This window comes from Haloferax sp. ATCC BAA-644, assembly GCF_000336975.1.
Classification (GTDB): domain Archaea; phylum Halobacteriota; class Halobacteria; order Halobacteriales; family Haloferacaceae; genus Haloferax; species Haloferax volcanii.
Genome location: NZ_AOLF01000003.1, coordinates 145,627 through 169,150, shown reverse-complemented (window position 1 = coordinate 169,150; position 23,524 = coordinate 145,627). Strand labels below are relative to the sequence as shown.

18 protein-coding genes and 1 pseudogene are annotated in these 23,524 nt (G+C 67.1%); 8 read left to right on the top strand and 11 right to left on the bottom strand.

The window, feature by feature from the left end:
• Positions 1–245: pseudogene (locus C458_RS03490) on the bottom strand (hypothetical protein); the annotation flags it as partial.
• Between the two features lie 125 nt (positions 246–370).
• Between C458_RS03490 and C458_RS03485 the strand changes: the two are divergent.
• Positions 371–685, top strand: a complete 315-nt coding sequence (locus tag C458_RS03485; protein ID WP_239638793.1) for a hypothetical protein — start codon at positions 371–373, stop codon at positions 683–685.
• Positions 686–730: 45 nt separating this feature from the next.
• On the opposite strand, the gene C458_RS03480 is transcribed toward C458_RS03485, so the two are convergent.
• The 3 genes from C458_RS03480 to C458_RS03470 all read right to left on the bottom strand — a co-directional run bounded on the left by C458_RS03480 (position 731) and on the right by C458_RS03470 (position 4,191).
• The gene (locus C458_RS03480; RefSeq protein ID WP_008573240.1) at positions 731–1,984 is read right to left on the bottom strand and encodes a PQQ-binding-like beta-propeller repeat protein; all 1,254 of its coding nucleotides are present in this window, start codon (positions 1,982–1,984) and stop codon (positions 731–733) included.
• The gene (locus C458_RS03475) at positions 1,974–3,164 is read right to left on the bottom strand and encodes a PQQ-binding-like beta-propeller repeat protein (protein WP_008573239.1); all 1,191 of its coding nucleotides are present in this window, start codon (positions 3,162–3,164) and stop codon (positions 1,974–1,976) included. The genes C458_RS03480 and C458_RS03475 overlap by 11 nt, the downstream gene beginning before the upstream one ends.
• A 268-nt stretch (positions 3,165–3,432) precedes the next feature.
• A complete protein-coding gene (locus C458_RS03470; RefSeq protein WP_008573238.1) occupies positions 3,433–4,191 on the bottom strand; it encodes a helix-turn-helix domain-containing protein in 759 nt (252 codons plus the stop codon).
• Between the two features lie 60 nt (positions 4,192–4,251).
• Here C458_RS03470 and C458_RS03465 point away from each other — a divergent pair, with 60 nt between their 5' ends.
• The 4 genes from C458_RS03465 to C458_RS03450 all read left to right on the top strand — a co-directional run bounded on the left by C458_RS03465 (position 4,252) and on the right by C458_RS03450 (position 8,576).
• Positions 4,252–5,070, top strand: coding sequence for an alpha/beta fold hydrolase (locus C458_RS03465; protein WP_008573237.1), 819 nt, complete (start codon positions 4,252–4,254; stop codon positions 5,068–5,070).
• A gap of 154 nt (positions 5,071–5,224) precedes the next feature.
• The gene (locus C458_RS03460) at positions 5,225–6,091 is read left to right on the top strand and encodes a hypothetical protein (protein WP_049897098.1); all 867 of its coding nucleotides are present in this window, start codon (positions 5,225–5,227) and stop codon (positions 6,089–6,091) included.
• Between the two features lie 86 nt (positions 6,092–6,177).
• Positions 6,178–6,954 carry an ABC transporter ATP-binding protein gene (locus C458_RS03455; RefSeq protein WP_008573234.1) on the top strand — a complete coding sequence of 259 codons (777 nt, stop codon included), beginning with the start codon at positions 6,178–6,180 and terminating at the stop codon, positions 6,952–6,954.
• The gene (locus tag C458_RS03450; protein WP_008573232.1) at positions 6,951–8,576 is read left to right on the top strand and encodes a hypothetical protein; all 1,626 of its coding nucleotides are present in this window, start codon (positions 6,951–6,953) and stop codon (positions 8,574–8,576) included. The genes C458_RS03455 and C458_RS03450 overlap by 4 nt, the downstream gene beginning before the upstream one ends.
• Positions 8,577–8,633: 57 nt before the next feature.
• Here the strand turns inward: C458_RS03450 and C458_RS03445 are convergent, their stop codons facing one another.
• Both C458_RS03445 and C458_RS03440 read right to left on the bottom strand, forming a co-directional pair.
• A complete protein-coding gene (locus C458_RS03445; RefSeq protein ID WP_008573229.1) occupies positions 8,634–9,863 on the bottom strand; it encodes a PQQ-binding-like beta-propeller repeat protein in 1,230 nt (409 codons plus the stop codon).
• A 118-nt stretch (positions 9,864–9,981) separates the two neighbouring features.
• A complete protein-coding gene (locus C458_RS03440) occupies positions 9,982–10,845 on the bottom strand; it encodes a DUF6293 family protein (protein WP_008573227.1) in 864 nt (287 codons plus the stop codon).
• A 726-nt stretch (positions 10,846–11,571) separates the two neighbouring features.
• On the opposite strand from C458_RS03440, the gene C458_RS03435 reads away from it, so the two are divergent.
• Positions 11,572–14,418 (top strand): TIM-barrel domain-containing protein, encoded by a 2,847-nt coding sequence (locus tag C458_RS03435; protein ID WP_008573225.1) that lies wholly within the window; start codon positions 11,572–11,574, stop codon positions 14,416–14,418.
• A gap of 595 nt (positions 14,419–15,013) precedes the next feature.
• Here the strand turns inward: C458_RS03435 and C458_RS03430 are convergent.
• Complete coding sequence (locus tag C458_RS03430; protein ID WP_008573223.1) at positions 15,014–15,421, bottom strand: PPC domain-containing DNA-binding protein; 408 nt, start codon at positions 15,419–15,421, stop codon at positions 15,014–15,016.
• Positions 15,422–15,996: 575 nt separating this feature from the next.
• Complete coding sequence (locus tag C458_RS03425) at positions 15,997–16,722, bottom strand: SDR family NAD(P)-dependent oxidoreductase (protein ID WP_008578674.1); 726 nt, start codon at positions 16,720–16,722, stop codon at positions 15,997–15,999.
• A 120-nt stretch (positions 16,723–16,842) separates the two neighbouring features.
• Here C458_RS03425 and C458_RS03420 point away from each other — a divergent pair, with 120 nt between their 5' ends.
• Together C458_RS03420 and C458_RS03415 are read left to right on the top strand one after the other, a co-directional pair.
• A complete protein-coding gene (locus C458_RS03420; RefSeq protein ID WP_008573221.1) occupies positions 16,843–17,796 on the top strand; it encodes an LLM class flavin-dependent oxidoreductase in 954 nt (317 codons plus the stop codon).
• An 81-nt stretch (positions 17,797–17,877) separates the two neighbouring features.
• On the top strand, positions 17,878–18,702 hold the full coding sequence (locus C458_RS03415; protein WP_008573220.1) for a polysaccharide deacetylase: 825 nt from the start codon (positions 17,878–17,880) through the stop codon (positions 18,700–18,702).
• Positions 18,703–18,729: 27 nt separating this feature from the next.
• Here C458_RS03415 and C458_RS18830 read toward each other — a convergent pair whose 3' ends face one another.
• The 3 genes from C458_RS18830 to C458_RS03400 form a co-directional block, all read right to left on the bottom strand.
• Positions 18,730–21,315 (bottom strand): ABC transporter ATP-binding protein, encoded by a 2,586-nt coding sequence (locus C458_RS18830; RefSeq protein ID WP_008573219.1) that lies wholly within the window; start codon positions 21,313–21,315, stop codon positions 18,730–18,732.
• A gap of 180 nt (positions 21,316–21,495) precedes the next feature.
• Entirely contained in the window at positions 21,496–22,476 is a 981-nt protein-coding gene (locus C458_RS03405; protein ID WP_008573218.1) for an ABC transporter permease, read from the bottom strand.
• Positions 22,469–23,476, bottom strand: coding sequence for an ABC transporter permease (locus tag C458_RS03400; protein ID WP_008573217.1), 1,008 nt, complete (start codon positions 23,474–23,476; stop codon positions 22,469–22,471). Before C458_RS03400 ends, C458_RS03405 begins: the two co-directional genes overlap by 8 nt.
• Between the last annotated feature and the right edge of the window lie 48 nt (positions 23,477–23,524).

Here is a 23,524-nt window from a genome sequence, read left to right as displayed (position 1 = left end):
GTATAAGAGACAGGTCGGACGGCGCGGTCATCGTCGGTGAGAAACGGCGTGACGGCGGGGAGGAACGACTCGAACGCAGTCGGGCGGTCGTCGGCGAGGCGTCGAAGCTCTCGGAGCGCCTGTTTTCGGTCCTCGGCCGACGCCGTTCGGAGCTCCACGAGCGACCCGCTCACCGCCTCGTAGGCGCGGTTTTCGACTGATTCGACGAGGCGCTCCAGCGGGGGCGCGTGACGTGTGTCGTCCATCGGTTCGTGCTCCTCGTTAGCGAAGTATCTCCTCGGTACGTCAATAAGTTGGTGGGAGACCGCGTCGTCGACACCGAACAGAACAGACAAAAAGACTACATTTTTTGCGGAGCGACGACAGAACCGTGAGCCCGATTACACTTGCCGTGGCGGCGCTCCTTGGGAGTGTGGCCGCGGCCGCGACGTATCGACACGCGAGACGCCGCGACCGAAACCCGACGAGGTGGAGCGCGGAGGTCGGAGCGACGTTCCTGCTCGCGCCGCTTCTCGCGGCCGAAGTGGGACTCGACGCCGTCCGAACAACGCTGGTCGCCACGTCCTCGGCTGGGGTCGTCGAGGCGGTCCCTCCGGTGGCGTTCCACGGCGTGACTATCGCTGTTGGGCTGGTCGCCGGTGCGGCGGCACTCGTCCACTACCGGCGTGCCGCGGTGGCCGCGTAGCCGAGCCGAAGCGACGCGAGGCGACGAACCGCGTCGTCCTCGCGGTCACTCCAGCGGGAACCGCGCGACTGCGCCGTCGTCGACGTACGAGGCGAACACCGACGCCGACTCGACGCGGAACGAGAGCCGACTGGATGATTCCGGTTCGTACGACCACCGCGACGCGCCGGTGTCTCGGGCCAGCACCTCGAAGCCGCGGTCCCAGACGGCGACGACACGAGAGTCAGTGACGCCGAGCGAGTCGACGGACGGGAGTCCGGTCACGGTCTGCCACCGCCGCGTCCCGTCGAGGTCGAAGCAGTCGATTTGACCGAGAACCCCGCCGTCGGGGTCGTCGACGCGGGTCCCGACGAACACCGCGTCGTCCGTGGCCTCGACCGCCCGAATCTGGTAGCCGGTGGGGTTCGCCCACAGATGCTCGCCGGTCTCGCGGTCGAACGCGAGCAGTTCCTGCCGCCCGTCCCCACGGCGGATGAGGTACGCCTGCGACCCGAGCACTATCGTCCGACCCACGTCGCCGATGGGGACGCGCCACCGAGCGCTCCCGTCTGACGGCTCGTAGGCTGCCAGCGTCCCGTCTCTCGCGGCGACGACGAGCCGAGAGTCCACGACTACGTTGGAATACCACCGTCGGGGCTCGGTTCGCCACCGGACGCTCCCGTCCGCCGGCGAAAGCGAGACGACGCGCGAGTCGCTCCCGCCCACCGGCACGGGAACCACGACCGAGTCGTCGGTGACGCCGTTGAGGAAGTGCGAGGAAACAGCCCGGTCGAAGCGTCGGTCACCGGTCTGGGGGTCGTAGCCCGTGAGCGTGTTCTCGGGGCCGGCGAAGTCGAGTTCAGCGACGAGCGAGTCGGTGCGGACGAGTCGCGCCCGGCGCGCCGTGCCCTCGTCGCGCCACAGTTCGTCGCCCGCCGCATCGACGGCGTAGAGGTCGCCGTCGGTGCTGTGGACGTGGTACGGGCCGCCGGACGAAGGGGCGACGGGTCGCGTCTCTATCGGGCCGCCCGTTTCGAACCGGACGGCGGTCGACCCGTCTTCGCGTCGCAGGCCGTACAGCGCCTTGTCCTGCATCCCGACGAGAACCAGTTCGTCGGTGATGGCGGGCGGGCCGGCCATGTACGAGCCGTCGATGTCGCGTCGCCAGACGGGCCGTCTCCCGCCGAACCCGGGAATCGAACCGCAGCCGGCGACCGCGAGCGAACCGACGGCCGCGAGCCCGCCGAGCACCGCGCGGCGGGAGACGTGTCGGTTCCGATTCCCGGCCGAACCCGTCCGTTCCGGCGGCTCACTCGGCATCGAGCACCTCCGGGGCGAGGCGAGCGAGTTGCCATTCCTGTCCGACGTAGACGCCGCCGCCCGCGGCGACAGCCCAGTTCACTCTGCCGCCATCGGGAGTTCGCTCGAACAGCTGTTCGTCGACGAGCGTCCCATCGGTCGCGTGGACGTACAGCGCGGTCGGGTCGAACGGGACGGTCCCGCTGTGCCCCCGGACGAGGATGTTCGACCCCGCGACGGTCACCAAGCGGTTGCCGACGCGGGTCGGCCCACGGGTCACGGGGGCGGCGAGCTCGTCCCGCCACAGTCGGGTGCCGGACGCGGCGTCGAAGGCGTAGAGGAAGTAGTCCGCGCCGCCGACGTACACGCGGCCGTCGGAGACGAGCGGCCGGGCGAACGCGGTGTTTCGGAGCGGCGCGCGCCACCGAATCTCGCCGGTCGCCGCGTCGAGCGCCAACAGTTCCTCGGTCGCGCTCCCGACGAAGACGGTGTCGCCGGCGACCGTCACCGACGACGGCGACGGGCCCACGTCGACGCGCCACGATTCGGAGCCGTCAGTCGCGAACCGGCGAAGCGTCCCGTCGAGGACGGGCGCGACGACGCCGGCATCGGAGCCGTCGCCGGCGGATGCAGAGGCGGGCGCGCCGGCGAGCGACGCCGGCAGGTCGGCGCGGAAGCGTCGGTCGCCCTCCTCGCGGGACAGCCCGAGCAGCCGGTCCACAACGTCGTGTTCCACGCCCGAGATGGGGAAGACGACGGTGTCGCCGGCGGCGACCGGCGGGTACTGAACGACGCCCGGGTCGGCTCTATCGACGCCCGTCAGTTCGGTGGTCCACGCTCGCTCGCCCGCCTCGTAGTCGACCGCCGTGGCCCGCTCCGCCCTCGAAAACAGGTAGGCGTGGCGGTCGTCGAAGCCGAGGGGCGACCGGCGGCCTTTGCCACCGGTCACCGCCCAGCGCTCCTCACCGGTCGCGGGGTCGAGAGCGGACACCATCGGGTCGCCACGAAACGAGCTCTCAGTCCCGACGAGCAGGGGGCCGGACGGCGGTCGAACGGCGCGGGTCGGAGTCCGCACGTCCACCGTCCACGCGGTCGGCATCGGAAGCGAGTCGTCGCGGCCCGTGAGACTCGCACAGCCGGCGAGACCGGCGGCGAGCGCCGGAATCGTCTTCAGCGCGTCGCGTCTCGAATAGGAGGGCATCGCGGGGACGTGTGTACCGATTGATAATACTCCTGTTGGTTCCGACGGCGGCGCGGTCGGCCGTGGCCGGCGTGTCTCCGAGTCGGGAGCCACGAAACCTTTTATGCCGCGCCGAGACGGCGGACGTATGCTCTCCAGACGAGAGGTGCTGGCCGCGGGTGGAGCCGCGCTCGTGAGCGGGGTCGCTGGCTGCGGCGGTTCGTCGACGGACGCGACTCGGTCGGTTGGGTGGTCGAGCGGGTAGTCGGGCGGTCCGTTCCGCGGTTCGTCAGTTCGGAAGCGGCGGCCACGTCGTCGCGACCGTCTCGGCGATGAGCCGGGTCTGCGCCCGCCGGAGTCGCTCGGAGGCCGAGGACGCGGTGATGCCGAGTTCGGCGGCGACCTCCCGCAGGGTGGCCCCGCGGGGGATGTCGAAGTAGCCCAGTTCGTACGCCGTCCGGAGCGCCTCGTTCTGTCGGTCGGTGAGTCCCTCGCCCGGCGGTTCGGGGTCGCCGTCGCGGGCGAGTCGTCGGAGTTCGAAACCGGCGTTCCGCCGCCAAAACGACGCGAATCGCCCGAATTCGTCGCGGTCCGCGAACCACCCGGTCTGCCGCCAGCCCGCCGGTCTGACCTCGATGCGCTCGATGATGGCGTCGGCGGTGGCGAGGGCCTCCAGTCCGGCGAGGTCGTCGAGGCTGTCTCCGAGCTGTTCTTCGAAGCTCCGCGCCGGGGCAGCCTGATACCGGCGCGTCTCGCCCGACTCACCGATTCGCGTCCAATCGGCCACGTCGAAGGCGTCGTCCACGGCGCTTTCGAGCGCCCGCGTCTCTCCCCCGGTGACCGTCACGATGAACATCGGCCGCTCGCCGTGGTTGTACTGGAGTTCCAGCGCGAGCGTCGCCTCCGGGACCGCCGCCGCGACCCCGGTCAGCGGGAGCGCGTCGCAGTCGATGTCGAACTCGGCGATGAGCCCCATACGTCCGCTCTCTCGGCGGTCGGTCATGGGCGTGTCGAAGCGGCCGAGGCGGTCTCCGTCTTCAGCCCCCATGTAAACGGCCGCACGGCTGAGAGTGCGACTTAGCCGACGCCGGCGATAAGTGAGGGTGCGATGCAACCGATTCGATTCGAACCCGGAGCCGAACTGTCCGACGAACGATTCGGAGACGACACGCCGCTTCTGTGCTGTCACGGCGGGATGGCACCGCCGGCGTTCTGGGACCCGGTCGTCCCGCATCTCGGGGACTACGAGGTCGTCGTCCCGGAGCGCCCCGGTTTCGGCACCCGTCTGGACGACGCCGAGACGACGCCCGCCGAGGCGGTGCTGGAGCGCGAGGCCGAGTGCGTCCGCGAACTCGTCGACGAGATTCGCGCGGCGACCGGGCGCGACCCGGTGCTGTTCGGTCACTCCTACGGCGCGCTCACTGCCCTCGAAGCGGCGACCGACGCGCGGGTGGCCGCCGTCGCCGCCTACGAACCGGCGGTGCTCCCGGAAGCGAACCGAACCGAGGCGAACCTCTCGGAGCGCATGGCCGCGCTCGTGGAGGCGGGACAGCGGCGCGAGGCGGTCAAACGCTACGTCGAGCAGGTGCTCCACCCCGACGGCATCGACGACCTCGACGCGTGGCTCGACGAATGGCCCGTCTGGCCCGACTGCGTCGCCCTCGCCGAGGAGGTCGTCCGGATGAACCGCGCGGTCGAGCAGTACCGGCTTCCGGCCCGCTTGGACGTGGACGCGCCCGCCGTGGTCTTGGCCGGCACCGACGGTCCCGACTTCCTCCGCGAGAGCGCCCGAAACGTCCACGACGCCCTCCCGACCAGTCGGTTCGTCGAGTTCGACGCGCTCGGCCACGGCGGCCCCGGCGACGACCCCGAGCGGGTGACGGCCGCGGTCGACGCGTTCCTTCGTGACCGAGTCGGTCTCGCGTGAAAGCGCCGATTACACGGGTACACGCGTAATCGCGGTCTCGGCAACACGGGCCGCCTCCCGTTCGTCAACGACCGAGTTGTGGGTCGGAGACCGGATGCGGGAGAGACGACCTGTCAACCCAACATTCTTTGTGCGGTACCGCGACGTGGGCGGTATGGCAGCCCTCCAATCCATCGGTACAGCCGCCGGGTCCCTCAGACGGAACCCGATACTGTTCGTCGTCGCCATGGCGTTCAGCCTCGTCCAACTCCCGTCGCTGTTCGCACAGGCGGTCGCCCCGCTCGTCGGCGGCATCGTCTCGCTGGTCTTCAGCGGGGTCACGATATTCGTCATCCCGTTTTTCCTCGGCGGGGTCCTCGGCATGGCCAACGAGGCCATCGACGGTCGCACCTCGCTCGGCACGCTCGTCAGCGAGGGGAAGTCGCACTACGTCTCGCTGCTCGTCGTCTACTTCGGCCTGCTCGTCGTCAACCTCGTGTTGTCGTTCGTCGGCGGCTTCGCCGCGGTGTTCGTCGGCATCGCCGTCCTCGGGAGCGGAATCGAGTTGGGCACGGTCGGGCTCGCGATTCTGGCCATCGTCGTCCTCGTCGTCGTGCTCACCTACCTCGCCGTGGCGTTCGTCGTGCAGTTCTTCGGCCACGCCATCGTCATCGACGACCTCGGCGCGGTCGACGGCGTCAAGCGGAGCGTCGCCTGCGTCAGAAACAACCTCGTATCGGTCTTCGGCTACTCGGTCATCGTCGGCCTCGGCGGCCTCGTCGCCGGCGCGTTCGGCGGCGTAGCCTCGCTCCTTCTCACCCCGTCGCTCCGGCATCAGGGGACCGCGGTGGCCGGCGCGGGAAGCGGTGCGCCCGCCGCGTCGGCGTTTTCGAGCCTCCCGGCAATCGGCGTCGTCGGCATGGTCGCCGTCGCGGTCGGACTCGTGCTCGTCAGCGGCCTCATCGGCGGCTTCTTCGCCGCGTACTCGACCGCGTTCTATCGGTCGATTCGCCCGGCGAACCCCGAGGCGACGACTCCCTGAGACGGCGGGCGAATCGACGCGTTTCTGTTGCCCGTGTATCAAGTCGCAACCATTACGCGTCCGGAGAGTGAATCGGGGGTCGTCCCATGCCCTCCACGAACGCGGACGCCGCGGTCGAAGCGACCGACCTCAGGAAGGCCTACGGCTCCGAGGTCGCGCTCGACGGCGTCTCGCTGTCGATTCCGAGCGGAACGGTGTACGGCTTTCTCGGGCCGAACGGCGCGGGGAAGACGACGACGATGCGAATCCTGACGGGACTTTCACAGCCCACCTCGGGGTCGGTCCGCATCTGCGGCCTCGGCGTGAGCGACCGCGGGAAACTCGCGCCGCACGTCGGCTACCTCCCGGAGACGCCCCCGCTGTACGACGAGTTCAGCGCCCGCGAGCAGCTCGACTACGTCGCTGACCTCCGCGACATCCCGTCGGAGACCGCCGAGGCGCGCATCGACGACCTGCTCGATACGTTCGGCCTCGTCGGCGACGCGAACAAGCGCATCGGCACGTACTCCAAGGGGATGAAACAGAAGACCGCGTTCATCCAGAGCGTGCTCCACGACCCGGACGTGCTGTTTCTCGACGAGCCGACCTCGGGGCTGGACCCCCGCGCAGCGCGGCAGATTCGGACCTCCATCGGCGACGTGGCCGACTCGGGGGCGACCGTCTTCCTCTCGACGCACATTCTGCCCGTGGTCGAGGCCGTCGCCGACGAGGTCGGCGTCCTGTTCGACGGCCGCGTCGTCGCCGAGGGGACGCCCGACGAGGTGAAATCGCGCGCCCAGACGGGCGGCGAAGGCTCGCTCGAAGACGCGTTCCTCGCGGTCACGAGCGACGAACCGCAGCTGTCGGGTGCCACCGACGAATGAGCCTCCGACGAGACGTTCGCCACGGACTCCGAATCGGGCGCGCCGAGTTCGTTCGGAGTATCCGGGGGTACACCTCCGAGACGCGCCGAGTCGTCGGCCTCTTGTTGCTCCTGTTGTTCTTCGGGAGCAGCCTCCTGTTTTCGCTCCCGGCCGTCTACGTCGCCGGTCGGAGCGCGCAGTCCGTGACCGAGATTCCCCTCTTCGGCCTCGTCGCCACCGCGGTACCCGTTGTGCTCACGCTCCTCGCGACGTTCCGAACGCTCGAACGAATCGGCCGCGTCGAACACGAGTCGCTCGTACTGACCACGGTTCACCCGCGGGCCGTCGTCATCGGACTCATCACGGCCGAAATCGCCCGACTCGCCCTTTGGTTCGGACTCCCGATTGCGGTCGTCGCCGCGACGTTCACGGCCGGGCTCGGCGCGCCGTCGCTGCTGCTCACGACGACTGTCGTCGTCGTCCCGCTCGCGTGCTGTACGACCGTCTGGGGCTACGCCGCCGGCGTTGCCGTACTCCGCGGCTTCAAGCGTCTGCCCGGCGTCCGGCGCGTTCTCAAGGTCGTCGGCTTCGTCGCGATGGCCGCGTTCGTCCTCGTCTCGCAGGCGTTCGGCCGGTTGCTGGGCGATGGGTCGCTTCCGGTTGACACGCTGGCGGCGACGCTGACGTTCGGTCCGCTCACCGACTACCTCGCGCTCGCATTCGTCGGCACCCCGCTCGCCCGACCGTTCTCGGCGGCCGCCGTCGCCACCTTCGCGGCCATCGTCGCGCTCACGCCTCTCGGCCTCGTCGTCGCCACCCGGCAGGCGAGCGCGCTCTGGTTCACCGACCGCGCGCCCGGGGGCGACCGAGGCTCGGCGGCGAGCGCAAAGGCCGACGGGTCTGCCGGCGGCTTCTCGACGCCGAAGCCGCTCGCGGGGACGAACGGCGGCAACGTCGCGTGGGGCCTGCTCGTCCGCGGCGTCCGCCACCCCCAGCAGTTCACGCACCTCGTCATGCTGGTGTTCTTCCTCGGCCCGCTCGGGACGACCATCGTCCAGTCCTCGGCCGACGGCCTCGGACCGATACTCGCCGCGAGCGGTGCCGGCCTCGGAACCTATCTCGCGGGCGCGACGTTCGGCCTCAACCCCGTCGGCGACGACCGCCCGCAGTTCCCGATGTTGCTGTTGACCGCGACTGCGCCGCGAACGCTGGTCCGCGGACGCGTCCTCGCCGGTGTGCTTCTCGGCGCTCCGGTCGCGGCGGCGCTCCCGCTGGTGACCGTCGCCCTCGGTACGTCGCCGCTGTCCGCGGTCGGCTTCGCGCTCGTCGGCGTGTGCATGTGCCTCGCCGCGGCGGCCTTCTCGGTCGGCATCGGCGCGGCGTACCCGATATACGAGGAACGCGAGTTCTGGGGTGCGACCACGGTCGTCCCCTCGACGCTCGTGCTGATGGCGTTCATGTTCGTCGTCGGCCCCGGAACCGTCATCGGCCTCGTCGCGACGTGGTTCGGCGTCACCGGGCACCTCGCTCCGACGCCGCTTCTCGCCGCCGGAGTCGGGCTGTACCTCCTGGTGACCGTCGGCGTCTCCTACGGCTCGTACCGCTACGCGATTCGACGATACCGGACGTACACGTTCGACTGACGGGAGGTGGCATCGTCGGTCGGCGCGGAACGCAATCGCGGCGGCGACGAGTGGGCGTCAGTCCGCCACGCGGAACACGCCGGGGTTCCGACCCATCCCGGCGAAGTAGAGTTCAGACCCGCGGACCGACAGGCCGCCCGACGGTCGGGCGTCGAGCGCCGTCGACCACAGGTTCTCACCGGACGCCGCCGAAACCGCGTAGAGACGGTCGTCGCTCCCCACGAAGCGGGTGTCGCCGGCGACGACCGGCGGTCGGGCGAACGTATCCGCATCGAGCGACAGCGTCCATTTCGTCGCGCCGTCGGCGGCGTCGAACGCGGCGAGGCTCCCCCGCGAGGTCTGGGCGTGGACCGTGTCGCCCGCGACGGCGGTCCGCGGGCTGCCGTTCTCCGGGAGCGGAATCGACGCCTGCCACTGCGTCGACCCGTCTTCGAGGGCGAGAGCGAACACGTTCCCGCGGTGGGCGTTGTAGTACAGGTGAGAGTCGCCCACCGCGAGCGGGACGCCGCTCTGCGGGAGGTCCTCGCGCCGCCACCGCTCCTCGCCGGTGGCGGCATCGAGCGCGGCGACGCCGGTCTGTTCGTGGTCGACGCCGATTGGCGTGTAGACGACGCCGTCGCGGGCGACGAGTCCGGGATACGCCTCGCCGGCGTCGTAGCTCCATTGCTCCGCCCCAGTCGCGGGGTCACGCCCGAAGACGGGCGCGCTCCCGCCGTCGACGAGCGTCTCCGCGGCGAGCACCGGCGCGTTTTCGGGGGTCCCGTAGCCACCGTTGCTCGTCCGCCAGCACCGCTCGCCGGTCCGGGCGTCGTAGGCCGCGACGAACTCCGCGGTCGAGACGAACATCGCGTCGCCGGCGAGCGTGGGCGTGGACTTACCGTACGCGTAATCGATGGTCCACGCGTCGTCGGACTCGGCGGGGGCGGTTTCGGAATCGAGGTCGAGCGCGCGGTAGACGCCGTCCTCGCCGTCGCCGTCGCTGTGGCCGAGCACGCCGCGCCCGTCGGCGAGGGCGACCGACGTGGCGAGCGCGGCGTCGCCCGACGCGATTCGTTCGACGCTCGCGTCAGCCGAGGGGCCGGAGTCGGTCGTGTAACCGGTGTTGGCGAAGTCGTGCTGGGCGGTCGGCCACGCGCCCGTCACGTCGCCGACGGGCGCGTCGCGTCGGTAGTCTCGCTCAAGGTCGAGGGCACCGAGCGCGCGGCCGACACAGCCAGAGAGCGACGCCAGAGCGGTCGCCCCGCCGGCCGCGAGAACGGCTCTGCGCGTGTGCATGTTGGAGGGCATACATATCTGTCTCTCGTCGCGACCGTACTAACAGTTCCCCTCGAAGCGGCGGGGGCGGCCGGGGAGCGGCGGGGGCGGCCGGGGAGCGGCGGAGGCGCAACCGCGAGGGTAACTCGCCCTACCGATTCTCCACGAGGGCGTCGACCGGGTTGTCGAGGGCGAAATCGACGCTCTCGGACGGGTCGTCGGTCCGCGCTTCGAGGTCCGAGACGACCGATTCGGCCCGGTGGCGGAACGCGCGGAGCGTCTGTCGCCCCTCCTCCGTGAGTTCGAGGTAGCGGCGAGTACCGCGCTGGGTGACCGTGACGTAGCCCTGATGTTCGAGCGTCGCGGTGACGCGGTTGTCGAGAACGTTGTAGTCGCCGGTGACGGGGTCGTAGTCGTCGGCGTCGCCGTCGACGCGGCCGCGCATGAAGTCGAGGCCGTAGCGGGCCGCCTCGGTGATGAGCGTCTTCTTCTTCGCGTGCTTGGCGTCGGTGTCGTGGGCCTCGATGATGGCGAGCGCGGCGACCTGGTCGGGGGACGGCGAGTCGATTTGGTAGGTCGTCAGGAGCGACGCCTGCGCGAAGCCCTCCGTGACCGGCGCATCGAGGCCGTGCGGCCGGACCTCGGGGTCGACGACGTACGGTTCGGCGTCGGTGTGTTCGTCCATGCAGGCCATCGTCGCGCCGACGGCCGCGCGCTTGGTGCCGGCGGTGACGTTGACACGGACGAAGTCGTCGGGGTGCCAGTCGGCGATGGTCGTAATCGCGCCCATCACCTCGTACATATCGAAGAGGTCCAAGTATTCGACGTCCGGCGGAGAACCGACCACGTCGGCGATGCGGTCGACGACCGCCTCGTGGTAGGTCGGGCGCTCGACCGCGGAGTCCTCGTGTTCGAGGAGGTAGACCTTGTCCGGTCGGTCGTCCTCGATGGGACCGACGATGCGGTCGTGTTCGCGCCACAGGGGGACGATGTGAACGCGGAGGTGTCGTTTCATCTATCACTCTCGGCCACGACCCCCCGCGTCGAAAGTCATTCGATTGGGGGACGTGGCCACGAGTCGGGATTACCGCTGACGTTTTTTGGCTGACTGGGTCCTCGAGCGAGCCAGAATGTCGGGGCGAGCTACTGGAGTAGAAACTATTCGTGACCCCAGAAGGTTTTACAGGTCCGTGCGGACCCCTGTCACATGTACGATCACGGCGAATCCGGCAGCGCGGCGTAGAGCGTACGAGGACGATTACGAGCGACTGGGGCACCCTCTTCTGCGTTCACACAGCGACGCCCCTCTAACGTCCCCACCTCGATAGCAATCTCACGACGCCCGGCGTTGGCATCGGCTGTCTAACACCACTCGCAAGGCCGGCGAACCTCGTCGTCGACTACCAACGAGAAATCGGCGCTGGTCGCCATTATTCCGTTGAGCGTGCGTTTTTCACAGGGGGAATCATCAACAGTTATTGGTTTTAAATCGATTACCCGCTCGATTTTATCATCATTATATCGGCCAGAAATTTATTGTCATCCGAGTAACTAGTCGAGGCCGAAATGTGTGATGAACATAAGATTCAAAGATTCTATGGTTGCAGTGGTAGCTAGTCACATGCCAAATGACACGTACAGAGTCCTAGATCGAATCCCGGAGTCTGTGCGATGAACCACGCCCGACCTCGACTCATCGAACTGCCTTCCGAACGCATACGACTACCCACCAACACACTCAATGTTTGACGACAACTCAAACGACTCCGGATTCCTTCCGGTTGGACGCCGCAAAGTCTTGAAATCCGCGGCTGCCCTCCTCGCGGGCAGCGCGCTCACATCAACCCCCGCATCGGCCCACCACTACGATTCGAAGATTCACTACGAACCGCAGGTCGACGAGGACAAGCTCATGCAGTTGTCCGTCGAGGGTCACGAAGTTCTCGATGACGGAGTGAAACTCGACCTCGGGAGCCACGAAGGGTATATTCGCCTGTTCAGCGACTCCCTCGCTCGCGTTGCCATCGTGGACCCCGACGAGGAAGAGTACGAATCTCGGGGAATCAAGAACGGTCGCGACGACTGGGACACCCCTGACTTCAGCGTCGAGGCGGGTTCCGAAACAATCGCCATCGAAACCGACACCATCACCGTCGAAATCAACACTGAACTCTTCGGCGTCCGGTTCCTCGACGAGGACGGGAACGTCGTCAACGAGGACTACCTAGACAACGGGTCGTCGGGATACGTACCATCTCCCGAGCGCGACGGGACAGCGTCCGACTCGACGATACGAGCGACATCGTCGTACGTGAGTGACGAGAACGAGACCGACTCGGAGTCGGAGTCGTCGGGGTACGCCTCAAGCCCGCAGAACGACGTCGAGATGACCGATCCGACCCCGAACGAGCCGCTCCCCTACGTGTACAAGAAGGCCGACGAAGACGAGGCCTTCTACGGGTTCGGTGAACAGCCCGAGCTTACCCTCAACCAGCGCGGGAAGAAACTCGAAAACTGGAACACAGACCAGTACGGGTACTTCTACACGAGCGACTACGTCTACGCTTCGATTCCGTTCTTCGTCGGCCTGAAGGACGCTGGTGCCTACGGCATCTTCTTCGACAACCCGCACCACACGGTGTTCCACACGCCGAAAGTGGCGGATGCCGACGGCGTCGAAGAGACCTACGACACCGACGCCGGCGAGGACTACTACTACTTCGTCGGCGACGGTGGCCAGTTGACGTACTACTTCGCCTACGGGCCGGAAATCGGCGACGTGCTCGACAGCTACACGAGTCTGACTGGGACGATTAACCTGCCCCCCAAGTGGGCAATGGGCTTCCACCAGAGCAAGTGGGAGTACAGCCCCGACGAACTCGTCGAAGTGCCACACCGGTACCGCGAAGAGGGAATACCACTGGATGCGATGCACTTTGACATCGGCTACATGGACAACTACCGCGTCTTCAGTATTCAGGACTCCCATCGGGATGCGCTGCAGTCGCTCAGCGAAGAGCTACCAGAGCTCAAGACGGTCGCGGTCAACGATCCGGGTGTCGCGGTAGACGAGGAAGTTGACGTCGACGGAGACGGAGAGCTAGAACCGTACGACCCCTACCTCGAAGGGACTGCCAACGACTACTGGACCAAGGACGCAACCGGCCAGACGTTCAAAGCGAGCGTCTGGCCCGACGTCACAGTGTGGCCCGACTTCTCCCGCTCGGAGGTTCGAAGTTGGTGGGCCGAACAACACGACGTGTTGTTCGACGCGGGCTTCGACGGGGTAAAAAACGATATGGGTGAACCGGCGGTGTTCCAGAACAACGGTAGTTACGACTGGACGATGCCGGTGGATAACATCCACGGGACGGGCGACGACACGATGCTGCACGAGGAGTACCACAACATGTACGGGTTCGACTACGCTCGGGCGGCGCGCGAGTCGTTCGACCTCTTCAAGCCCGACGACCGTCCGTTCCTGTTGAACCGGAACCTCTACGCTGGCGGTCAGCGATACGCGGCTATCTGGACCGGCGACTGCGTGAGTATCTGGCCCCACCTTCAGATGCAGATACCGATGATGATGAACATGGGGCTGTCCGGGCTGGCATTCTGCGGGCACGACGTCGGCGGGTTCGCCGGGCGGCCGTCTCCCGAACTATTCAAGCGTTGGATGGAGGTGGGTGCGTTCATCCCGTACTTCCGGAACCACACGGACACCCACGAGAAGCAAGACCCGGACCTCCCACGCAATCAACATCCGTGGACGTTCGGCGAGGAAGCGGTGGATATCACGAAGAAGTACACCGAACTGCGATACAAACTGCTTCCGTACCTCTACAACGAGTTCCGAGACTCCTCCGAGAGCGGAAAGCCCATCTTCCAACCGCTCGTCTACCAGTTCCAGGACGACGACGAGGTCCGCGACATCGCAGACCAGTTCCTCTTCGGTGACGACATGCTACTCGCACCAGTCGTCGAAGCGGGCGCGGCTGAGCGCGACGTCTACCTCCCTGACGGTGAGACGTGGGTCGACTTCTGGACGAACGAGGCGTACGACGGCGGCCAGTGGATGACCGTCGACGCGCCGATTGACCACCTGCCAATCTACGTTCGTACGGACTCGGTCATCCCGATGCGCGAAGTGCAACAGTACACTGGCGAAAAGCCACTGACGACGCTTCGACTGAACACCTATCTCGACGAAGCGGCGTCCTACTCGTTCTACGAGGACGACGGGACGACCAACGGTTTCGAGGACGGCGAGTACAACGTGACGGATTTCACCGTCACGGAGACGGAAGGCGGCGTCGTCACCTTCGACTCGCAGGCAACAGTCCGGAACTACGACGACTCGCAACTGTCGTCGTATCTGTTGCGACTCAACCGTTCGAAAGCGCCGAGGAAAGTCCAAGCAGGGCCGACAAAGTACGACGAGGTCACCGCCGACACGGTCGAAGAGACGCCGAACTCGTTCGCCTACAGCGAAGATGAAGGCGCCGTGTTGGTTCACATCCCCGCCGACGAGGAGCACAGCGTGAAGCTCTATTTCAACGGAAACAGTCGGGGACGCAGACAGCAGTAGGCGACCGCTTCTACTGCATCGTTTATCAACGAACGAGTCAACACCAACGGCCTCGAAATGGTGTTGTTGATCTCAGTCAAGAGATTACTAAACCATCACACGAGTGGCTAACAGAGAGTTGTCAGTAGACGATAACCGAGTCGCGCTATTCACGCTACGCACGTAAGTAACGGTAGTAACCGAGGAACCGACAATATGGGATGTCGACTACGAATAGTTGCCGCCGGCCGCGCCCTCCAACGCACCGGCGGTTGCGACCCGCCGACGGCGGCGCGACCAGCGGTCCCCGGTCGCGTCTCCGCGGCGGAACCCGCGTCGGCGGACACCCCCCGGAACCCTCGTTCGGTGCGCTCGGGGCGTCGGCCAGTCCGCCGACACACGCTCTCGCCCTCCAGCCCCCCTCGCTTCGGCCCTCCACCACCGGCCGACGCCCCGACAGCGCCGTCTTTTCTTTCTCCGAACGTCTCACGCCAGCCGACGGACGCGACGCTCTCGACTCACGCAGGCGTGGGAAAAAGCGACCGAGCGTCCGCACCGCGACGCGCTCGGTCCGATTCAGTTCGGCTCAGTCCGGCTCAGTTCGGTCCGGGCCAGCTCAGATGTCGAACACGTCGAGGCCGGTCCGCTCGTCGAGGTGGTGGGTCAGCGGCGTCTCGCCGAGGTGGATGACTACCTCGAACGTCCCGGAGACGCGCGCGCCGGAACAGTGGCCGCCGAGCGTCTCGAAGTCGCGGGTGCCGACTTGGATGTGCGTGTGAATCTTGTCGGGGCCGATGTTGCCGAGGAAGCTCGTCACCTCGAACTGGCCCGTGAACTCCTCTTCGAGGTACTCCTGGTCGTCCACGTCGTAGTGGCCGAGCGTGACGGCGTCGACCGCGCCGATACCCGTGAGAAAGCCGTGTTCGATGTCGAACTCGTCGCGCACCGTCGCGAGCGAGTCGAGGACCTGTTCGCCGGGGTCCAGCCTGACGACGACCGTGTCGCCTTCGTTGACGTAGTCCATGGTTGTGCCCGAGCGTCCGGTACACCGGCGGTGGCGTAATATGTTTTGAAAGACTCAACGTTGCGGGACGAACGCGGATGCTAAAAATATTGTTTTGTCGATAGTTTCTCGATTTATTAAAATATCGGGTAAAATACGAAATCGAGAACGACGATGACTCGACCGGTAGTGACACCGATCACGCGCTCACACCCGGAGGCGGTTCAGGAGACAAGGGTCGAAAATTTCAAGCGGTCAGTCGCACCGGCACGTACCGGAACGCACCGGCACGCACAGGGCACGGCGACGCGCGACGACGCGCGACGATTCGGTGACGCAGTTCGGTGCCGAGTTCGTCATCGAGTCGTGACGGCGCTACAAGTCGGTTGAAGACGCTGTACTAGCCGTTTTCGTCATAGACGCGCTGGTTGGTCCGGAGACGGCCGAGTGAGCAGCGCCGAGACAGTGCTGGTCGGAGAATGCGAGAGAATAGGCGCTAAACTATCAAATAAAAATACTATCTTTGAATTTGGTATGTTTCGGTCGGTTCGCGGGTACTGGCTGTTCGCTCGGCGCCCGGCGACCGGCGGCCTCGGTCACCGGAGCATCGACCCACCGTCGACCGTCAGCACCGTCCCCGTCACGTAGCTCGCGCCGTCGCAGAGGAACGCGACCACGTCAGCGACTTCTCCGGGCGTCCCGATGCGTTCGAGCGGGAGGTCGGCGGCGTACTCGGCGAGCGCCGCTTCCGTCCAGAGGTCCGACTCGGTGAGAAGCGGCGTCTCGACGAGTCCCGGCGCGACGCAGTTGACGCGCACCTCGGGGCCGAGCTGTTTCGCCAGACCCTTGGTCAGCCCGAAGACGCCCGCCTTCGACGAGGAGTAGTGAACGCCGCCGGTGGCGCTCCCGCGGAGGCCGGCGACGCTCGACACGTTGACGATGGCACCCTCGCCGCGCTCGACCATGCCCGGGGCGACGGCGCGGGCGACGACGTACTGCCCTTTGAGGTTCACGTCGAGGACGCGGTCCCACTCGTCGGGGTCGAGGTCCGCGAGGGAGACGGCCCGCGAGATACCCGCGTTGTTCACGAGCGCCGCCACGTCGGCGACCGATTCGACCGCCGCCACCGCGTCCGCGACCGCGTCGGGGTCGCGAACGTCGACCGCGAACTCGTGGACGCCTTCGTCCTCCCAGTCGGTCTCGCCGGTCTCGATATCGAAGCAAGCGACGTAGTCGTAGTCCGCTCGGAGTCGTTCGACGACCGCCCGGCCGATACCGCTGGACGCACCGGTCACGATTGCCGCACGCTGGTGATCCGTCATATGATACCGAACGGCCCGGATTGTAGTACGTGTTGGGATGGCGGCGAGTGAGAAAGCGAGTGGGAGTGAGAAAGCGAGTGGAGTGGGAACTGTTTTCGTGGTCGCGCGTGAGTCGTTCGTATGCAGTTCGCAGTCAACGTTCCGACCAGCGCCGGCGACTCCGTTCACTCCCAGTTGGCGTTCTGCGACGAGATTTCGTGGGACGCGCAGGTGGAGTTCGCCGTGGCGATGGAGGACCTCGGCTTCGACGGCGTCGCCGTCCCCGACCACGTCATGACCGGCACCGGCCCCACGACGGAGTGTTTCGTCACGCTGGCCGCCATCGCCCGCGAGACGGAGGACGTGTACCTCTACCCGAAGACGGTGAACAACCACTTCCGAAACCCCGCGCTCCTCGCCAAGCAGGCCGCGACGCTCGACGCCGTGAGCGACGGCCGACTGAAACTCGGCATGGGCGCCGGCTGGAAGGAGAGCGAGGCGCGGGCCTACGGCTACGACTGGCCGGACGCGCCGACTCGCCTTCGGATGCTGGAGGAGTCGATTCGAATGCTCAAGCGCCTGTGGACCGAGGAGACGGTCAGCTTCGACGGCGACTACTACACCCTCGACGAGGCGATGTGCCAGCCGCATCCCGTCCGAGACCCGCACCCGACCATCATGGTCGGCGGCGGCGGCGAGTCGTTCACGCTCCGAATCACCGCCCAGTACGCCGACTCGTGGAACTTCTGGGGGCCGCCGGAGGTGATGCAACACAAACTGGACGTGCTCGAACGCCACTGCGAGGGGTACGGCCGGCCGTTCGAGGAGATAGAGCGCTCGTGGTTCGCGCGGTGTCTGATACGCGAGGACGAGGCGGAACTCGACGCCCTCCTCGACGAACACTTCCCGCGGTTCAAGCCCGAGAACGTCGCCGAGGGCGAGTACCCGCTCGTCGGTACGCCCGAACAGGTCCGCGAGCGACTGGCGACGTTCGTCGAGATGGGCTTCGACGAGGTCGTCGTGGAGTTCGTCGACTTCCCCGAGGCGACGAGCGCCGAACTGTTCGCCGGGCGCGTCGCGCCGGCGTTTCGGTAGCTCGCAGGCGGGAGACGAGAGGTCGCCTGCTTGGAGTGCGGTATGGAAACAGCTATCACGACGATTTTCGTACGTCGAAGCGTGACTCACCACAGCGTCTGCCTCACGTTCGACTTCGACGGCGTCTCCTCGTGGATACACTCCTTCGAGTCGCCGGACAGCCCGACGAAACTGTCGAGAGGACTCTTCGGCGTCGACGTGGGCGCGCCCCGCGTCCTCGACCGCTTGGACGAGTTCGGCGTCGAGACTACGTGGTTCACCCCGGGCCACACCATCGACAGCTTCCCGGAGGCCGCCGAGGAGGTGTGGAGCCGCGGCCACGACATCCAACACCACGGCTGGTCGCACACCCGCCCGCGACAGTACGAGTCGCGGGAGGCGGAGTACGACGACGTGAAACGCGGCGTCGAGAGCATCGTCGACCTCACGGGCCGGCGGCCGACCGGCTACCGCTCGCCGTCGTGGGATTTCTCAACCCACACGCTCGGCATCCTCGACGAACTCGGCTTCGAGTGGGACTCAAGCCAGATGGCGACCGACTTCGAGCCGTACCGCGTCCGCGAGGGGTGGGCCGCGCCCGCCGACGCCCCCTTCGAGCGTGGCACCGAGACCGACATCGTCGAGGTGCCCGTCTCGTGGCAACGCGACGACTTCCCGGCGTTCGCCTTCAACCGCAAGCGGGGCTACGCGAACGAGAAAGCGGTGTTCCGCCAGTGGCGCGAGCAGTTCGACTGGATGGTCGACAACGTCGATGACGGCGTCTTCGTCCTCACGATGCACCCGCAGGTCATCGGGCAGTCACACCGGCTCGCCCGGCTCGAATCGTTCGTCGAACACGTCGCCGACACGCCGGGCGTCGTCTTCGAAACCGTGGCCGAAGTCGCAGACCGATTCCGGTCGGCGTGAGGGCGAAATAAGGACGGCGACGCTTTTTCAGGAGTAGTGGTGACAGCTGACGAGACGGTCGAGTTCGTCGGGCGACTCCAGCGCCGGCACCTCGGAGGTGCAGACGCTCGGCTCGACGAACGTCTCCGTCAGGAGCGACGCGGCGTCGCGCCACGCACCCTCGGCTGCGAGCGAGAGCGCGCGCTCGACGGCTTCTCCGGCGTCGCCAACGGGGAGGCCGTGGGGGAAGTAGGTCGCTCTCGCGTCGGCGGCGGCCGCGTCGGGGGACTCGCGCTGGACGGCTCTGACGAACCGGCGCACGCGGTCCCACTCGTCGTCACTGAGGTCGAGTTCCGCCGGGGCGACGAGACTCGGACACCGGGTGTGGAACCGGCAGCCGCTCGGCGGGTGAATCGGCGACGGCACGTCGCCGGACAGCGGGACGGTCTCGCGGGACACCCGCGGGTCGGGTACCGGAATCGACGAGAGGAGCGCCCGGGTGTAGGGGTGCTTCGGGGACTCGAACAGGTCGTCCTTGTCGGCGAGTTCGACCAGTTCGCCGAGGTACATCACGGCCACGCGGTCGCAGACGTGGCGGATGACGCTCAGGTCGTGGCTGATAAACAGGTACGTCAGCCCGAACTCGTCTTGGAGCTCTTTCATCGTGTTGAGCACCTGCGCCTGCACCGACGCGTCGAGCGCCGAGGTCGGCTCGTCGCAGACGATGAAGTCGGGGTCAACCGAGAGCGCCCGCGCGAGGTTGACCCGCTGGCGCTGGCCGCCGGAGAACTGGTGCGGGTAGCGGTTGTAGTGGTCGGCGTCGAGGCCGACCGTCTCCAGCAGTTCGCGCGCCCGCGCCTCGCGGCCGCCCTCGTAGAGCCCGTGGGCCCGCATCGGCTCCTCGACGATTTCTCCGACGGTCATCCGCGGGTCGAGCGACGCCTGCGGGTCCTGAAAGACGAACTGCATGCGCTTGCGGCGCTTCCGAAGCTCCTCTTTCGACAGTTCGGCGAGGTTCTCCCCGTCGAAGACGATGTCGCCGGAGGTCGGGTCGACCAGTCGGAGGAGCGTCCGCGCGAGCGTGGACTTCCCGCAGCCGGACTCGCCGACGAGGCCGAGCGTCTCGCCGGGCAGGATGTCGAACGAGACGCCGTCGACCGCGCGGACGTGCTCGCGGTCGACCGAGAAGGGGAGCAGTCCCGCGTCGCGGTCGAACCGGAGGCGGTCGAGGAAGCCGTCGCTCGCGTCGAAGTACTTCCGCAGGTCGCGCACGCTGAGCAGCGGGTCGGCGTCGGGGTCGAAGGTGGACCCGGTGGCGGTGTCGGCGGCGTTTGCGGTGTCGGCGGCGTTTGCGGTGACGGCGGCATTTGCGGTGACGGCGGCGTTTGCGGTGACGGCGTCGGCGGTGTCACCTGCGGAGGCGGACGCCGATTCCGACTCCGACTCTGACTCTGACTCTGATTCCGGAACTGACTCCCACTCGGCGTCGTCGAGCGGGGCGCTCTCCCAGTAGCCGGCCTCCGCGAACGCGTCGTTCCGCAGACACGCCGCTCGGTGGGACGAGGCGGCGGCGACTTCCGCGTCCGCGAGGGTCGTCCCGTCGGCAGTCTGCATCTGCATCGCCACGTCACCGTCTTCGTCACCGCCGCCGTCGACGCGCCGAGCGTCGGGGTGGGAGTGCAGACACGCCTCTCGGGCGTGCGGACACCGCGTGTGGAAGCGACAGCCCTGCGGCGGGTTGATGGCTTCCGGCATGATGCCCTCGATTGGCGACAGGCCGTCCACGTCGCGGTCGGGCCGCGGAATCGACCCGAGAAGCGCCTCGGTGTAGGGGTGTTTCGTGTCGTGAAACAGGTCGTCGACGGTCGCCTGCTCGACGATTTCGCCGAGGTACATCACGGCCACGCGGTCGCATATCTCGGCGACGACGCCCATGTCGTGGGTGACCCAGACGAACGACGTGTCGTAGCGCGCCGCGAGGTCCTTCACGAGGTCGAGAATCTGCGCCTCGACGGTCACGTCGAGCGCGGTGGTCGGCTCGTCGGCGATGACGAGGCTCGGTTCGCACGCGAACGCCATGGCGATGAGGACGCGCTGGCGCATCCCCCCGGAGAACTCGTGGGGGTAGTCGTCCATCCGGCGTTCGGCCTCGGGGATGCCGACCTCGCGGAGGCGCTCGACGGCGATGGCCTCGGCTTCGGCCGCCGACACGTCGCGGTTGAGCCCGATAATCTCGCTCAACTGCTCGCCGACGGTGAACACCGGGTTGAGGCTCTCCGTGGGGTCCTGAAATATCATCGCGATTTCGCGGCCCCGGATGCGCTCGCGTATCTCGCGGCTCGACAGCATCTCGGGGTCCTGTCGGGGTTCGCCGTCGGGGCCGTCGCCGCGCTCGACGCCGACGAGTAGGTCGTCTTCGAAGCGGACCTCGCCGTTGACGATGACGCCCGGCGAGTCGATGAGGCGCATGATGCTCCGCGCCGCGACGCTCTTTCCCGCGCCGCTTTCGCCGACGATGCCGAGCACTTCGCCGCGCTGTACCTCGAACGAGATACCGTCGACGGCCCGAACGGTCCCCGCGTCGGTGCGGAAGTGGGTGTGCAGGTCGCGGACGGTGAGTAGCGTATCAGACATTGGTCGTGGAATCGTGGGGGGCGTCGGTGCGTGAGATGGGTGCCTCTGCAGAACCGCGAGAGCGAGTGCTGACGCCGCCCCGAGGGGGGAGCGATAGTTCGGCGGGCGAGCGACTGACGCCGGCCGGGCGACTCCCGGCCCCGGGGCGAACGGTCGGTGAGAGGTGTCGTCCGTTCATCGTCAGTCGTTCGACCGCGGGTCGATTGCGTCGCGCAGGCCGTCGCCCAGCAGATTGAAGCCGACGACCGTCGCGAGAATCGCGAGGCCGGGCCAGAGACTGAACCACGGGTTGACGATCATGTACTGCCGCGAGTTGGCGAGCATCTGCCCCCACGACGGCGTCGGGGGCTGGACCCCGAAGCCGAGGAACGACAGCGACGCGACGATGAGGATGTTCACGCCGACCTGCAGCGTCGACTGGACGAGCACCGGCGCGAAGCTGTTGGGGATGATGTGGCGGAAGATGATGTGCCGGTCGCGCACGCCGGCGGCCTTCGCGGCCTCGACGTACTCCATCTCCCGGACGCTCAGCACCTGCGAGCGAATCAGGCGCGTGAACACCGGAATCGTCGTGATGGAGACGCCGATGATGGCGATACCGAGCTCGCGGCCGAACGCGGACATGATTGCGATGACGAGGATGAGGAACGGAATCGCGTACAGCGATTCGACGAACCGCTGGAGCACGTCGTCGACCCAGCCGCCGTAGTAGCCGGAGACCGCGCCGACGACCGTCCCGATGGTCATCCCGATGCCCGTCGCGATGAGACCCACCTGAACGGCGATGCGGGTGCCGTACACCAGCCTGACGAGTACGTCGCGCCCGCGGTGGTCCGTCCCGAGCGGATGCGCCCACGTCCCCGTCCCGAAGCTGTTTTCGATGCCGACCGGCGGGAGCAAGATGGTGCTCCCCGACGGGTCGTTCTCCGGGTGGTACCAGAACGTCGCCGCGAACTGGTAGTCGAACAGGTCGGCGTCGATAGTCGTCACCAGCGCGACGAGCGTCACGAGCCCGATGACGTAGAGACCGACGCGCGACGCCGAGTTGCGCTTGAGCTGTCGAAGCACCTGCGAGGTGCGCGAGACGGCGGAGCGCTCGTCGGCGTCCGCGACGCCGCCCGTGCGGGCCGAGTCGCCGGCGGCGGCCGTCGAATCACTCACCGGCACCACCCCCGTAGGAGATGCGCGGGTCGATGACCGCGTACAGCACGTCCACGACGAGCACGCCGAGGACGAACACGATGGCGAAGAATATCGTCGTGCCCATGATGAGCTGGTAGTCCTGCGCCCGGACCGCGGTGATGATGAGGTTCCCCATCCCGTTGATGTTGAAGACCGTCTCGGTCAGCACCGCGCCGCCGAGAGCGGTCGTCATCTGGATGCCGATGACCGTGAGCACCGGGAGTTGCGCGTTCCTGAACGCCTGTTTTCGGAGAATCGTCCGCTCGGAGACGCCGTACGCGCGGGCGAGCTGGACGTAGTCCTTGTTGAGCACTTCGAGCATCGACGACCGCTCGATGCGCGTGATAGCCGCCATCTGAAGCGTCCCCAGCGTGATAGAGGGGAGTATCAGATGCGACGCGGCGGTCGCGAGCACGTCCAGTCTCGACGCCGCCCCCTCGACCGACGCGGGGTCGGCCCACGGCATGACAAGCCCGCTCGGCGGCAGGAGGTCGCCGTAGTACGCGAACACGATGATGAGCAGCAGGCCGACCCAGAAGCTCGGCGTGCTGACGCCGATGAGCGACGTGATGCGGGCGAGGTGGTCGTAGCCGTTGTTACGGTTCTTGGCGGCGAAGATACCCAGCGGAATCGCCGAGCCGATGGCGAGGGTGAAACTCGACGCGAGCAGCAGCAGCGTCACCGGAAGCCGCTCGAAGATTTTCTCCGTCACCGCGACTCCACCGTAGTGGATGCTCGTCCCGAAGTCGCCCGTCGCGACCGCCGCGAGGTACCTGACGTACCGGACGTACAACGGTTGGTCGAGGCCGTACTTCGCGCGGGCGGCCTCGATAGCCGCCGCGTCGGCCGCCGGCCCGACCAAGATGCGAACCGGGTCGCCGGGTATCGAGTTGATGAGGACGAACGTGACCGTAACGACGAACAGCAAGACCGGAACGATTTGGAGTAATCGCCGTCCGATGTAACCGGTTGTCGTCATGAGTGGAGTGGATGGGGAGTGAGCATATAACGTTTGGTAACTGTTACC

What these genes read in the sequence shown, in the direction of transcription:
- C458_RS03480 (WP_008573240.1), bottom strand. Translation starts at nt 1,984, where the DNA reads ATGCCGAGTGAGCCGCCGGAACGGACGGGTTCGGCCGGGAATCGGAAC.
- C458_RS03475 (WP_008573239.1), bottom strand. Translation starts at nt 3,164, where the DNA reads ATGCCCTCCTATTCGAGACGCGACGCGCTGAAGACGATTCCGGCGCTC.
- C458_RS03470 (WP_008573238.1), bottom strand. Translation starts at nt 4,191, where the DNA reads ATGGGGGCTGAAGACGGAGACCGCCTCGGCCGCTTCGACACGCCCATG.
- C458_RS03465 (WP_008573237.1), top strand. Translation starts at nt 4,252, where the DNA reads ATGCAACCGATTCGATTCGAACCCGGAGCCGAACTGTCCGACGAACGA.
- C458_RS03460 (WP_049897098.1), top strand. Translation starts at nt 5,225, where the DNA reads ATGGCAGCCCTCCAATCCATCGGTACAGCCGCCGGGTCCCTCAGACGG.
- C458_RS03455 (WP_008573234.1), top strand. Translation starts at nt 6,178, where the DNA reads ATGCCCTCCACGAACGCGGACGCCGCGGTCGAAGCGACCGACCTCAGG.
- C458_RS03450 (WP_008573232.1), top strand. Translation starts at nt 6,951, where the DNA reads ATGAGCCTCCGACGAGACGTTCGCCACGGACTCCGAATCGGGCGCGCC.
- C458_RS03445 (WP_008573229.1), bottom strand. Translation starts at nt 9,863, where the DNA reads ATGCCCTCCAACATGCACACGCGCAGAGCCGTTCTCGCGGCCGGCGGG.
- C458_RS03440 (WP_008573227.1), bottom strand. Translation starts at nt 10,845, where the DNA reads ATGAAACGACACCTCCGCGTTCACATCGTCCCCCTGTGGCGCGAACAC.
- C458_RS03435 (WP_008573225.1), top strand. Translation starts at nt 11,572, where the DNA reads ATGTTTGACGACAACTCAAACGACTCCGGATTCCTTCCGGTTGGACGC.
- C458_RS03430 (WP_008573223.1), bottom strand. Translation starts at nt 15,421, where the DNA reads ATGGACTACGTCAACGAAGGCGACACGGTCGTCGTCAGGCTGGACCCC.
- C458_RS03425 (WP_008578674.1), bottom strand. Translation starts at nt 16,722, where the DNA reads ATGACGGATCACCAGCGTGCGGCAATCGTGACCGGTGCGTCCAGCGGT.
- C458_RS03420 (WP_008573221.1), top strand. Translation starts at nt 16,843, where the DNA reads ATGCAGTTCGCAGTCAACGTTCCGACCAGCGCCGGCGACTCCGTTCAC.
- C458_RS18830 (WP_008573219.1), bottom strand. Translation starts at nt 21,315, where the DNA reads ATGTCTGATACGCTACTCACCGTCCGCGACCTGCACACCCACTTCCGC.
- C458_RS03400 (WP_008573217.1), bottom strand. Translation starts at nt 23,476, where the DNA reads ATGACGACAACCGGTTACATCGGACGGCGATTACTCCAAATCGTTCCG.